A 12,870-nucleotide genomic window follows, 5' to 3' on the forward strand; every position below is an offset into this window, starting at 1 on the left:
TCAGGCACCGGTCGCTGACAACACAGGATTGAGACCTGCAGCGCTGCGTCGGCTGCTTATGGCGAACACGGTCATGGCCAGGGCCGCCACCGCACCGGGCACGGCAAACGCCATGAAATTCAGCTGCAGGGGCAGGCTGATCCCGAGCAAGGCACCACCCAGCAGCGGACCGACGATGGCCCCGTTGCGCCCAATGCCCGACGCCCAGCCCAGACCGGTAGAACGAATCGTCATGGAATAAAACTGCGCGGCGCAGGCGTACAAGAGAATCTGCGAGCCAATGGTGGTGGCACCCGCAATGGCGATCAGCAGGTACAACACCGGCATCGGGCTGTTGAAGCCCAACAGCGTGATCGACACCGCCGCCATGGCGAAAAACACCGCCAGCACCCGCGGCAGATTGAGTTTGTCGCCCAGCACCCCGCCACCGACCGCACCGAAGATCGCCCCGAAATTCAACACCAGCAGGAACGACAGGCTCGAACCCAGGCTGTAACCGGCGTTGGCCATCAGTTTCGGCAGCCAGGAACTCAGCGCGTACACCATCAACAGGCAGCAGAAAAACGCCAGCCACAGCATCAGCGTGCGCAGCGCACGGCCTTCACGGAACAGCTGCAACACCGGGGTGCCCGTGCCTTTTACCTCGGCCATGTGCAGTTGATCGGAGGTTTGCGCGACGTAGGCCGGATCGATGCGCTGAAGAATATTGCGCGCCTCTTCATGACGCCCCTGACGCAACATGAAGCCCACCGATTCGGGCAGGAAATACATGATCAGCGGCAACAACAGCAACGGCAGGACCGCCACGTAAAACACCGACTGCCAGCCGAAACTCGGGATCAGCACAATGCCCAGCCCGGCAGACAGCATCCCGCCCACCGAGTAACCGCTGAACATGATCGCGACCAGCGTGCTGCGGATTTTTTTCGGCGCGTACTCGTTCATCAGTGCGACGACGTTAGGCATCACGCCGCCAATGCCGAGCCCGGCAATGAAGCGACAGAGGCCAAACTCCGTGGGGTTGCGGGCGAAACCATTGAGCACGGTGAAGCCACTGAAGAGCATCACGCAGATCGTGATGGCTTTTTTGCGGCCGATCCTGTCCGACAGCGGACCGAAGAACAGCGCGCCGAACATCATGCCGAACAGTGCATAGCTGCCCAGTGCACCGGCTTGCAGAGGACTGAGCCCCCACTCTTTCATCAGCATCGGCAAGACCACGCCGTAGATCACCAGATCGTAACCGTCGAAGATGATGATCAGGGCACACCAGAACAGCACCATCCAGTGAAAGCGGTTGAAACGAGCGTTGTCGATAACCTCATGTACGTCGATCTTGCGCATGGCATCTATCTCTTGTTGTTGTTTTTTAGAGCGGCGGTAACACGGCTTACGTCCGTACAGCCGAGGGTAGAGCCGCCCGCCACGTGGCAATAGCCAGTGCGCGCAGATCACTATCCGTTTTGTGCAGGGCCCTGAAACGGGCATGGGAACGGAAGGCTTATGAGCCTCTCCGACAAATTGTCTTCTTTGCGATCACATTTGAACGCTAAGCTTGGGCCTATGGATGACTCAGATTATTTACGCCTGCTGACCATCGCGGCCGAGCAAGCCAACGCGTTTTTGTCCAATGCCCGCAAATGGGAGCGTGAGCGTTGGGTGTGCCAGCGCCTGTTGCAAGGTTTGAACATTCCCTATCGCGCCGATGAGTTCGCCCCCGCCGGGGAGCCGCCGGATGTGTTGTTTCGCGATGCCAGTTTCGAGGTGTTCTTCGTGCTCGACGAGGGCCGGCGCCTCAACGATGAATGGCGCGACGAACTGCAACGCCGACGCAGCGCGTTTTCCCTGAGCCAGCTGGTACGCCGCGAGGCCAAGCCACGACGCATCCCCGCCAACGAGTTCTTGCTGCGATTGGCGCCGACCTTGCGCAAAAAAGCGCACAACTACAAAGAGCGCGGCATGGATCTGGGTGAACTGGACATCATTGCCTTCGCCAGCCTCAAACGCGAAGTATTGGACCTCAACAGCCATTTCCCGCCGCCGACCGAGTACCTGCGCCAGGGCTGGCGTTCGCTGTCCTTGGTCGGGCCGACATTTGCCCGCGTGCTGTTCGCTCACCCGGATGCGCCGGACTTCTTGCGCAGCAACCTGGGACGCAGCATTGTCTTCGACGTCGGTATCAGCCTGTGAGCCCGCTGCAGGAGCTGATCGCCGAGGTGCCGCAACAAGGTCGTGTGCGCTGGATCGGCGTGCGCCCGCAATCACGTTCGGCGATGCTTGAACTCGATGCCGTGGAAGCGCGCCTGGAGGCCGGCCTGACCGGCGACCACGCCCGCCCCGGCGTGCGCAATGCGCGGCAGGTCACGCTGATTCAGTGGGAGCATCTGGCGGTGATCAGTTCGCTGATGGGGCGTGCACAGGATCATCCGGTCCGGCCTGAAGATCTGCGGCGCAATCTCGTTATCAGTGGCATCAATCTGTTCAGCCTAAAGGGCCGCCGCTTCCGGATTGGCCAGGCAACGTTCGAAACCACCGGCTGGTGCCAACCCTGCGCGCGCCTTGAAAGCAACCTGGGCATCGGCACCTTTCAGGCCGTGCGCGGACATGGCGGAATCACTGCCCGGGTGTTACAAAGTGGAATCATTCGCCTGGACGATATCGTCAGCGTCGAACCCGTTCCAGACAGCGGCTATGCTGCGTTCAACCCTGGGTAAAAACACTGTAGCTTCCACACATTCAGCAACGTCTACCTTTGACGAGGCCCGATATGACCAGCCGCCTGAACCCCGACGACCAAAAGCATGTCGAAGAGTACCTGCAGTTGTCCCAGCACCAAGTCGAGCGCCGACCTTTCCGGCCGTGGATGCTCCTTGTACTGGTATTGGCAGTGACCATTGGTCTGGGCCTGTTGAGCCGACTTATCAGTTACCTGACGCTATGAGCTGCCTTGCGCTCGCTCGGGTAATTGCACCGATTTCTTTTAGCCTTGCGAGTTATCCTTATGTCCCATCGTATTGTCATTGTCGGCGGCGGCGCCGGCGGTCTGGAGTTGGCTACCCGTCTGGGTAAGACTCTGGGCAAGCGCGGTACGGCCAGCGTGATGCTGGTCGACGCGAACCTGACTCACATCTGGAAACCCTTGTTGCACGAAGTGGCAGCCGGGTCCCTGAACTCTTCCGAAGACGAACTCAACTATGTCGCCCAGGCCAAATGGAACCACTTCGAGTTCCAGCTGGGGCGCATGAGCGGGCTGGATCGCGCGAAGAAAAAAATCCAGTTGGCCGCCACCTATGACGAAGCCGGTCTGGAACTGGTGCCGGCCCGAGAAGTGCCTTACGACTCGCTGGTGATCTCCGTCGGCAGTACCACCAACGATTTCGGCACCCAGGGCGCAGCGCAACACTGCCTGTTCCTCGATACCCGAAAACAGGCCGAGCGCTTCCACCAGAAACTGCTCAATCACTATCTGCGCGCTCACGCCGGCCAGACCGACGCAGTCGAACAAATCAGCGTGGCCATCGTCGGCGCCGGTGCCACCGGGGTCGAGCTGGCCGCCGAGCTGCACAACGCCGCCCACGAACTGGCAGCCTATGGCCTGGACCGGATCAAACCGGAAAACATGCACATCACCCTGATCGAAGCCGGTCCACGGGTGCTGCCGGCGCTGCCGGAGCGAATTGGCGGGCCTGTGCATAAAACCCTGGAGAAACTCGGGGTCAACGTCATGACCAATGCCGCAGTCAGCGAAGTGACGGCCGACAGCCTGATCACCGCCGACGGCAACGAAATCAAGGCCAGCCTGAAAGTCTGGGCCGCGGGGATTCGCGCGCCGGGTTTCCTCAAGGACATCGATGGCCTGGAAACCAACCGCATCAATCAACTGCAGGTGCTGCCGACGCTGCAAACCACTCGCGACGAGAACATCTTCGCCTTCGGCGACTGCGCCGCCTGCCCGCAACCAGGCAGCGACCGCAATGTGCCACCACGCGCCCAGGCCGCTCACCAACAGGCTTCGTTGCTGGCCAAATCGCTGAAACTGCGCATCGAAGGCAAGCCCCTGCCGGAGTACAAGTACACCGACTACGGCTCGCTGATCTCACTGTCGCGTTTTTCGGCTGTGGGTAACCTGATGGGCAACCTCACCGGCAGCGTGATGCTCGAAGGCTGGTTGGCGCGGATGTTCTACGTGTCGCTGTACCGCATGCACCAGATGGCGCTGTATGGCCCGTTCCGCACGGCGATGCTGATGCTGGGCAGCAAGATCGGGCGCGGTACTGAGCCAAGGCTGAAGCTGCACTGATGTAAACCTGTGGGAGCGAGCTTGCTCGCGATGGCGTCCTTTCTGTCGATATCAATGTCGCCTGATACACCGTCATCGCGAGCAAGCTCGCTCCCACAGGGTTTTTCGGCACGCCCAGTATTATCGAAGGCAAAAAAAATCCCCGTATCTTTCGATACGAGGATTTTTAATATGGTCGGGGTAAGGGGATTCGAACTCCTGACATCCTGCTCCCAAAGCAGGCGCGCTACCGGACTGCGCTATACCCCGGTAAAAAAAAGGCACCTTCGAAAGGCGCCTTCTGCGAACAGAGCTTTTGGCGTCTGATCTTAAGATTCGATTCCAGCGTTAACTGGTTTCAAAAATGGTGGGTCGTGTGGGATTCGAACCTACGACCAATTGGTTAAAAGCCAACTGCTCTACCAACTGAGCTAACGACCCAAATATGGTCGGGGTAAGGGGATTCGAACTCCTGACATCCTGCTCCCAAAGCAGGCGCGCTACCGGACTGCGCTATACCCCGGTTTGAAATTGGCTCCGTGACCAGGACTCGAACCTGGGACCCAATGATTAACAGTCATTTGCTCTACCGACTGAGCTATCACGGAACTACATATTTCAATTTACAACTTTGAAGCTTTACTGCGTTCTCTTCGACCCGTTCGCATCGCTGCGTTCGTGTGTCTGAGGCGCGCTATTCTACAATCTTCAGCACCTCTGTCAACCCCCTAAATTGCTTTCAAGTTAATGATTTGCAACTTATTTTGGATTCCAGCTTGGGGAGCGGAAACCCTGGCGGGTGACTGACTGCGGGGCGCACTTTACAAGCCTTTTCCTTTGAGTTCAACAGCCTAACGAAAAAAAGGCCTCGCATTGCGAGGCCTTTTCGATTTTGTTGCCGTTATGGATCAGACGAAGACGATTTCGTCGTTTTCCACCACACCGTGAGCGGTATCGCCCGGCATGAACCGTCCGGACAGAATCAGCTGCGCCAGCGGGTTCTCGATCCAGCGCTGGATAGCGCGCTTGAGCGGCCGTGCGCCGTACACCGGGTCGTAACCGACCGCTATCAGCTTGTCCATGGCCTCAGGGCTGAGCTCAAGCTTCAGCTCGCGCTCGGTCAGGCGGCTACGCAGACGACCCAACTGGATCTCGGTAATGCCGGCGATCTGATCCCGCGCCAACGGCTCGAAGATCACCACTTCGTCGACCCGGTTGATGAACTCCGGCCGGAAGTGGCTGGAAATCGCATCCATCACCGCTGCGCGCTGCGCCTCACGGTCACCGACCAGTTCCTGGATCTGTACCGACCCCAGGTTGGAGGTCATGACAATCACGGTGTTCTTGAAATCCACCGTGCGGCCATGGCTGTCGGTCAGACGGCCGTCTTCGAGCACTTGCAGCAAGATGTTGAACACATCCGGGTGCGCCTTCTCGACTTCGTCCATGAGGATCACCGAATACGGCTTGCGACGTACGGCCTCGGTCAGGTAACCGCCCTCTTCATACCCCACGTAGCCCGGTGGCGCACCGATCAGGCGAGCCACGGAGTGTTTCTCCATGAACTCGGACATGTCGATCCGCACCATCGCCTCTTCGGTATCAAAGAGGAATTCGGCCAACGCCTTGCACAGCTCGGTTTTACCGACACCGGTCGGGCCGAGGAACATGAACGAGCCGCTCGGGCGATTCGGGTCGGACAACCCGGCACGGGAACGCCGCACCGCGTTGGAAACAGCCACCACCGCTTCATCCTGGCCGATCACACGCTGGTGCAACAGGCTTTCCATCTTCATCAGCTTGTCGCGCTCGCCTTCGAGCATTTTCGACACCGGAATACCGGTCCACTTCGACACGACTTCGGCGATCTCTTCTTCAGTCACCTTGCTGCGCAGCAACTGGTTTTCGGCTTTGCCATGCTGATCGACCATTTGCAGGCTGCGCTCGAGGTCCGGGATTACACCGTACTGCAACTCGGCCATGCGGTTCAGGTCGCCTTTGCGGCGGGCCGCTTCCAGTTCCTGACGGGACTGCTCGATTTTCTGCTGGATCTGCGCAGAACCCTGGACTTCGGCTTTCTCCGAGTTCCAGATTTCTTCGAGATCCGAGTACTCACGCTCGTGACGAGCGATTTCCTCCTGCAGTTTTTCCAGACGCTTCTTCGCTGCGTCGTCGCTTTCTTTCTTCAGCGCCTGGGATTCCACCTTCAGCTGAATCAGGCGACGCTCCAGACGGTCCAGCACTTCAGGCTTGGAGTCGATCTCCATGCGGATGCGGCTGGCGGCTTCATCGATCAGGTCGATGGCCTTGTCCGGTAACTGCCGGTCAGTGATGTAGCGATGACTGAGCTTGGCCGCTGCAATGATCGCGCCGTCAGTGATGGCCACCTTGTGGTGAACCTCATAACGCTCTTTGAGGCCACGCAGGATGGCGATGGTGTCTTCTTCGCTCGGCTCGTCCACCAGCACTTTCTGGAAACGTCGCTCGAGAGCGGCGTCCTTCTCTATATATTGGCGGTATTCGTTCAGCGTGGTGGCGCCCACGCAGTGCAGTTCACCGCGGGCCAGGGCCGGCTTGAGCATGTTGCCCGCATCCATCGAGCCTTCGCCTTTACCGGCGCCGACCATGGTGTGCAGTTCGTCGATGAACAGGATGATCTGCCCTTCCTGCTTCGACAGTTCATTGAGCAGGGATTTCAGGCGCTCTTCGAACTCACCACGATACTTGGCACCGGCAATCAGCGCCCCCATGTCCAGGGACAACAGACGCTTGCCCTTGAGGCCATCCGGCACTTCGCCATTGATGATGCGCTGGGCCAGGCCTTCGGCGATGGCGGTTTTACCCACGCCAGGCTCACCGATCAGCACCGGGTTGTTCTTGGTACGACGTTGCAGCACCTGGATGGTCCGGCGAATTTCATCGTCACGACCGATCACCGGATCGAGCTTGCCGTCTTCGGCGCGCTTGGTCAGGTCGACGGTGTACTTGTCCAGGGCCTGGCGTGCTTCCTCGTGGTTCGGGTCGTTGACGGCCTCACCACCACGCAGGTTGTTGATCGCGTTTTCCAGGGCTTTCTTGCTCACGCCCTGGCCGAGCAGCAGCTTGCCGAGCTTGCTGTTCTCGTCCATGGCGGCGAGCAGCACCAGTTCGCTGGAGATGAACTGGTCGCCCTTCTGCTGGGCCAGACGGTCAGCCTGGTTGAGCAGGCGCGCCAGATCCTGCGACATATTCACATCGCCGGTCGGGTTCTGGATTTTCGGTAGCTGGTCGAGCTCTTTGGTCAGCTCTTTACGCAGGCTGTTGACATCGAAGCCCACCTGCATCAACAGGGGCTTGATCGAGCCGCCCTGCTGCTCGAGCAAGGCTTGCATCAAGTGCGCCGGCTCAATGGCCGGATGATCGTGGCCGACAGCCAGGGATTGGGCATCGGACAACGCTAACTGCAATTTGCTGGTTAAACGGTCTATACGCATGGGTCACCTTCCTTTTGAGCAGGCCGGACCTATAAAACATCCTGAATGAAGAAACCTGCCAGATACCACAATAGATGCGGTCGATTCTGGGAGTTTCAAGCGTCGTGACGTTGATGCAGATCAGACAAGTCTAGCGTTCGAGCCAGATAAGGGAGGCAAACCGACCAGTGCGTGGACTGCGGCGGTAAGAAAAGAAGCGTGAGTCGGTCACGGTGCAGAAACCGCCGCCGTAGACCGCGGTTACACCACAAGCTGCCAGGCGCAAGCGGGCCAGCCTATAGATGTCGGCCATAAACTTGCCGGGGTTCTGACTCGGCACAAAAGCCTCAGCGGTTTGCGGCAACTGCTGAACGAAGGTCTCGCGCACTTCCGGGCCCACTTCAAAGGCTTGCGGGCCGATGGCCGGGCCGAGCCAGACCAGTACTTCGGCGGATGGCACATTTAGGCTGTCGAGAGTCGCTTCCAGCACTCCTGCCGCCAACCCGCGCCAACCGGCATGGGCTGCCGCGACACGCGTCCCGGCACGGTCGCAAAACAGCGCGGGCAGGCAGTCCGCAGTCATCGCTGCGCAGGCGACACCCGGCGTTGATGTCCAGCTGGCATCAGCCGTGTCCACCCGGCCCGGATCGGCATGAGCCACGACAATGCCGTGGACCTGCTGCAGCCAGGCCGGCTGAATAGAGAAATGATCGGTAAGACGACGGCGATTCTCGGCAACCGCTTCAGGGTTGTCGTCGACGTGATCACCGAGGTTGAGGCTGTCGAACGGCGCCACACTGACGCCGCCCGCACGGGTGGTCACACAGGCTTTGACCCCGGCCGGCGCGGGCCAGTCAGGAATCAGCCAGTCACTCATCCGATGAACGCCTCGCGGTCTTGCTTGAGCAGGGTCAGCAGCCAGACGAAGTCTTCCGGCAACGGCGATTCCCAGCTCATGCGCTTACCGGTGGTCGGATGATCCAGCTCCAGGAAACGTGCATGCAGCGCCTGACGCGGGAAGTTCTTCAGCGACTCGACCATGGTCGGGTTGGCGGCCGGCGGAATACGGAAACGACCGCCGTAGGCAGGATCTCCGACCAACGGGTAGTTGATGTGCGCCATGTGCACGCGAATCTGGTGCGTACGACCGGTTTCCAGCTTCACCCGCACGTGAGTGTGGGAGCGGAAGCGCTCGAGCACGCGGTAATGGCTGACGGCTTGCTTGCCACCTTCCATTACGGCCATGCGCTGGCGTTGCTGGCCGTGACGACCGATAGGCGCATTGATCTTGCCACCGGCCGTCACCACACCGATCACGATGCACTCGTAGATCCGGCTGACGCTGCGGCTCTGCAACTGTGTCACCAGCTGCGTCTGCGCTTGTATGGTCTTGGCCACCACCATCAGACCGGTGGTGTCCTTGTCCAGGCGATGCACGATACCGGCGCGGGGCACATTGATGATGTCCGGCACGTGGTGCAGCAAGGCGTTGAGCAAGGTGCCGTCGGCATGACCGGCAGCCGGATGCACCACCAGGCCCGCAGGCTTGTTGATCACCAGGATGTCGTCGTCTTCGTAGACGATGTCCAGGGCTATGTCTTGAGCGACCCATTCGCCCTGAGCTTCCTGCTCGGCAGTCAACTCAAGGATGGCGCCGCCATGGACGATGTCTCGCGGGCGGATAACCGCCCCATCCACAGTCAGGCGGCCGTCTTTGATCCAGGCGGAAAGGCGCGAGCGCGAGTGCTCAGCGAATAATTGTGCGGCGACTTGATCGAGGCGTTGGCCGCCCAATTCGGACGGCACCTCTGCGCGAAGTTCAATTTTATCGGACATGCTCAGACTAGGCGTCGGCACAGCCTTTGGTTTCGGCTGCGCGCTTGTGGTTAAATACGGCGTCTTTTGCCCCGAGGCTTTTCAACGGGGCGCTCATCATAACAGGACGGCCACGCCCAAGACAGCGGCCGTCATAGGGACGCAAGCCGCCATGCAAGTGAAACACCTGCTGCTGATCGCCATCCTCGCATTGACCGCTGCTTGCTCATCGAAGGAAGTCGTAGACGAAAACCTCAGTGAAGTCGAGCTGTACCAACAGGCTCAAAATGACCTGGACAACAGTAGCTACACCAGCGCCATCGCCAAGCTGAAGGCTCTGGAGTCGCGTTATCCGTTCGGTCGCTATGCCGACCAGGCGCAACTCGAACTCATCTACGCCAACTACAAGAACACCGAGCCAGAAGCGGCCAAGTCCGCGGCTGAGCGCTTCATTCGTCTGCACCCACAGCATCCGAACGTCGATTATGCCTACTACCTCAAGGGCCTGACTTCTTTCGACCAGGACGTCGGCCTGCTGGCGCGTTTCCTGCCGCTGGACATGACCAAGCGTGACCCGGGCGCCGCCCGCGACTCCTATAACGAGTTCGCCCAGCTGACCAGCCGTTTCCCGAACAGCCGTTACGCGCCGGATGCCAAGCAGCGCATGATTTACCTGCGCAACCTGCTGGCCGCCTACGAAATTCACGTGGCCGACTACTACCTGACCCGCCAGGCCTATGTCGCGGCGGCAAACCGCGGTCGTTACGTGGTGGAAAACTTCCAGGAAACCCCTTCGGTCGGCGACGGCCTGGCGGTGATGACCGAGGCCTATCAGCGCCTGCACCTGGACGAACTGGCTGCCACCAGCCTGGAAACCCTGAAACTCAACTACCCGAACCACCCGACGCTGGTAGACGGCCAGTTCGTGCCGACCGTGGCCGAAGCCGACAACCGTTCGTGGCTGAGCAAGGCGACCCTGGGCCTGATCGAGTCCCGTCCGCCGCTGCCGCCGGGCGAAACCCGCGCCAACCAGGACGTACAGAAGCAGTTCCAGGACGCCAAGGACGCGATTCCGTCCGAGCTCAAGCCTAAAGACGACAATGGCGACGTGATCGAAGAAGAAAATCACGAAGCGGAAGGCAATAACAGCGACCGCTCGTGGTTCAGCTACATGACCCTCGGCGTGTTCGACTGACACCTCGGGCTGTGCAAAAGGGAGACTCTCGGGTCTCCCTTTTTTATTTCAGTGCTTTATTACACTGTGCGCCTGTCAGGTCCTTGGCTAAACTGCCGGATCATCAGTCAAAAAGCAGCTCACCATGCTTCGTTTATTGTTCTGGATTGCCCTGATTGCCGCTGCCGTATGGTTCTGGCGCAAATTCAAGGGGCAGGCATCCACCCCCAGGTCCCCTGCCGAACGGGAAGCGGCGCCCATGGTCCGCTGCGCCCATTGCGGCGTTCACCTGCCCCGTGACCGCGCGCTGAGCCTCGACCAACGGTGGTATTGCAGCCAGGCTCATCTCGAGCAGGACAAGGACGCCAGCGGCCGCTGACACTCCCCCGAATTGGCGGCCGATCGAGGACTATCGCTGGCACCCAAGGAACTGAAAGGCATCGAGTGACGTCTGACGCAGATTATTCAAGACCTCTCTCTGCGAATGAACCGGGTAATCGAAAACGTCCTGTACCTGCAGCGCCGCGCGCAAATGTCGCCGCCATGGCTTGACCTGAAATCACTGGAAATACTCCATCCCGAAGCCCCCGCCCCGTCTATCACGGGCCCGGGGCTTTATCTGTCCGGCCAGCCGGGCGAAAGCACTCCGTCCCGCCTAGACTTCAAGGCACGCCAGGAAAGCGGCTGCTTTTGCATGACCCTTGCTCACGGACGGAACCTAGTTTGAACACGAGACCACGACAAAAAGTCTTGATCGTCGATGACGAACCAGACATACGCGAACTCCTGGAAATCACCCTGGGAAGGATGAAACTGGAGACGTTCAACGCCCGTAATGTCGTCGAAGCGCAATCGCTGCTGAAAAGCGAAACATTCGATCTTTGCCTGACCGACATGCAATTGCCCGATGGCACCGGCCTGGAACTGGTGCAGCACATCCAGCAACGTCACCCTCAGGTCCAGGTGGCGATGATCACCGCCTATGCCAGTCTCGAAACCGCAATCAATGTGCTCAAGGCCGGAGCATTCGACTTCCTCACCAAGCCGGTAGACCTTACGCGCCTGCGTGAACTGGTCACCAGCGCCCTGCTGCTTCCTGCCCGCGGGGTCGACATCGATCGCCGGTTGCTGGGCGACTCTTTGCCCATGCGCAACCTGCGTAAACACATCACCAAACTGGCCAACAGTCATGCGACGGTATACATCAGCGGAGAATCCGGCAGTGGCAAGGAATTGGTCGCGCGCCTGATCCATGATCAAAGCCCTCGCGCCAAGCAGCCGTTCATTGCGATCAACTGCGCGGCGATTCCCTCGGAACTGCTGGAGAGCGAGTTTTTCGGCCATCGCAAAGGCAGCTTCAGCGGCGCCATCGAAGATAAACCCGGTCTGTTCCAGACAGCTCACGGCGGCACCCTGCTCCTCGACGAAGTGGCCGACCTGCCGCTGACAATGCAAGTCAAACTGCTACGCGCCATTCAGGAGAAAGCCGTACGCAGTGTTGGCGGGCAGCAGGAAGTGGCGGTGGATGTGCGCATTCTCTGCGCCACACACAAGGACCTTGGCGCCGAAGTCGCCGCCGGGCGATTTCGGCATGATCTTTACTACCGTTTGAATGTGATAGAACTCCGGGTGCCGCCCCTGCGCGAGCGTCGTGATGACATCGAGGTGCTGGCCAGCCACATACTCAAGCGCCTGGCCGCCGATACGGGTCAACCGGCAGCCAGACTCCACCCCCAGGCCCTCGATGCACTGAAAAGCTATCGCTTCCCGGGCAACGTGCGGGAACTGGAAAATATGCTCGAACGGGCTCACACCTTGCGCGAGGACAATCAGATCGAAGCCGGTGACCTGCGTCTGGCTGAAGGCAATTGCACAGCTGAAGGTGGAATGCCGGACCTGACCCGGATAGACAATCTGGACACCTATCTGGAAAACGTCGAACGCCAACTGCTGCTCCAGGCCCTGGAGGAAACCCGCTGGAACCGCACGGCGGCGGCTCAGCGGTTGAATCTGTCATTCAGGTCTATGCGTTACAGGCTCAAGAAATTGGGACTGGATTGAGGCTTTAAAAAGATCGCAGCCTGCGGCAGCTCCTACAGGAGGTGCGCTCCCCATGTAGGAGCTGCCGAAGGCTGCGATCTTTTGTGTTT

Annotated in this window: 11 protein-coding genes and 4 tRNA genes; 7 read left to right on the plus strand and 8 right to left on the minus strand. The window is 59.6% G+C overall.

Features of this window, described 5'->3' with window-relative positions; all coding sequences use genetic code 11:
* Positions 1 to 1,344 (minus strand): aromatic acid/H+ symport family MFS transporter, encoded by a 1,344-nt coding sequence (locus tag KW838_RS18755; protein WP_102701610.1) that lies wholly within the window; start codon positions 1,342 to 1,344, stop codon positions 1 to 3.
* 219 nt (positions 1,345 to 1,563) lie between these two features.
* Here KW838_RS18755 and KW838_RS18760 point away from each other — a divergent pair, with 219 nt between their 5' ends.
* The 4 genes from KW838_RS18760 to KW838_RS18775 are packed head-to-tail and all read left to right on the plus strand — an operon-like array spanning position 1,564 to position 4,300.
* On the plus strand, positions 1,564 to 2,190 hold the full coding sequence (locus tag KW838_RS18760; protein WP_007970534.1) for a DUF1780 domain-containing protein: 627 nt from the start codon (positions 1,564 to 1,566) through the stop codon (positions 2,188 to 2,190).
* Positions 2,187 to 2,714, plus strand: a complete 528-nt coding sequence (locus KW838_RS18765; RefSeq protein ID WP_102701609.1) for an MOSC domain-containing protein — start codon at positions 2,187 to 2,189, stop codon at positions 2,712 to 2,714. The genes KW838_RS18760 and KW838_RS18765 overlap by 4 nt, the downstream gene beginning before the upstream one ends.
* 53 nt (positions 2,715 to 2,767) lie before the next feature.
* Complete coding sequence (locus tag KW838_RS18770) at positions 2,768 to 2,941, plus strand: DUF3094 domain-containing protein (RefSeq protein WP_007970531.1); 174 nt, start codon at positions 2,768 to 2,770, stop codon at positions 2,939 to 2,941.
* Positions 2,942 to 3,001: 60 nt separating this feature from the next.
* Positions 3,002 to 4,300, plus strand: coding sequence for an NAD(P)/FAD-dependent oxidoreductase (locus KW838_RS18775; RefSeq protein WP_218502401.1), 1,299 nt, complete (start codon positions 3,002 to 3,004; stop codon positions 4,298 to 4,300).
* A gap of 172 nt (positions 4,301 to 4,472) precedes the next feature.
* Here KW838_RS18775 and KW838_RS18780 read toward each other — a convergent pair.
* The 7 genes from KW838_RS18780 to rluD all read right to left on the minus strand — a co-directional run bounded on the left by KW838_RS18780 (position 4,473) and on the right by rluD (position 9,567).
* Positions 4,473 to 4,549 (minus strand) — tRNA-Pro (locus KW838_RS18780).
* Between the two features lie 95 nt (positions 4,550 to 4,644).
* Positions 4,645 to 4,720: transfer RNA gene (locus tag KW838_RS18785), tRNA-Lys, on the minus strand.
* A 5-nt stretch (positions 4,721 to 4,725) separates the two neighbouring features.
* Positions 4,726 to 4,802 (minus strand) — tRNA-Pro (locus KW838_RS18790).
* Between the two features lie 9 nt (positions 4,803 to 4,811).
* Positions 4,812 to 4,887: transfer RNA gene (locus KW838_RS18795), tRNA-Asn, on the minus strand.
* Between the two features lie 300 nt (positions 4,888 to 5,187).
* Positions 5,188 to 7,752, minus strand: a complete 2,565-nt coding sequence (gene clpB, locus KW838_RS18800) for an ATP-dependent chaperone ClpB (protein WP_015096877.1) — start codon at positions 7,750 to 7,752, stop codon at positions 5,188 to 5,190.
* 130 nt (positions 7,753 to 7,882) lie between these two features.
* Positions 7,883 to 8,608, minus strand: a complete 726-nt coding sequence (pgeF, locus tag KW838_RS18805; protein ID WP_218502412.1) for a peptidoglycan editing factor PgeF — start codon at positions 8,606 to 8,608, stop codon at positions 7,883 to 7,885.
* Complete coding sequence (rluD, locus tag KW838_RS18810) at positions 8,605 to 9,567, minus strand: 23S rRNA pseudouridine(1911/1915/1917) synthase RluD (RefSeq protein WP_007990414.1); 963 nt, start codon at positions 9,565 to 9,567, stop codon at positions 8,605 to 8,607. The genes pgeF and rluD overlap by 4 nt, the downstream gene beginning before the upstream one ends.
* Before the next feature lie 151 nt (positions 9,568 to 9,718).
* Between rluD and KW838_RS18815 the strand changes: the two genes are divergently transcribed.
* The 3 genes from KW838_RS18815 to KW838_RS18825 all read left to right on the plus strand — a co-directional run bounded on the left by KW838_RS18815 (position 9,719) and on the right by KW838_RS18825 (position 12,781).
* Complete coding sequence (locus KW838_RS18815) at positions 9,719 to 10,741, plus strand: outer membrane protein assembly factor BamD (protein ID WP_015096879.1); 1,023 nt, start codon at positions 9,719 to 9,721, stop codon at positions 10,739 to 10,741.
* A gap of 124 nt (positions 10,742 to 10,865) precedes the next feature.
* Entirely contained in the window at positions 10,866 to 11,099 is a 234-nt protein-coding gene (locus KW838_RS18820; protein WP_218502414.1) for a PP0621 family protein, read from the plus strand.
* A 344-nt stretch (positions 11,100 to 11,443) separates the two neighbouring features.
* On the plus strand, positions 11,444 to 12,781 hold the full coding sequence (locus tag KW838_RS18825; protein WP_218502417.1) for a sigma-54 dependent transcriptional regulator: 1,338 nt from the start codon (positions 11,444 to 11,446) through the stop codon (positions 12,779 to 12,781).
* Positions 12,782 to 12,870 lie beyond the last annotated feature (89 nt).

The organism is Pseudomonas sp. PDM27 (assembly GCF_019219205.1).
In the GTDB taxonomy this organism is placed as follows: domain Bacteria; phylum Pseudomonadota; class Gammaproteobacteria; order Pseudomonadales; family Pseudomonadaceae; genus Aquipseudomonas; species Aquipseudomonas laurylsulfatiphila.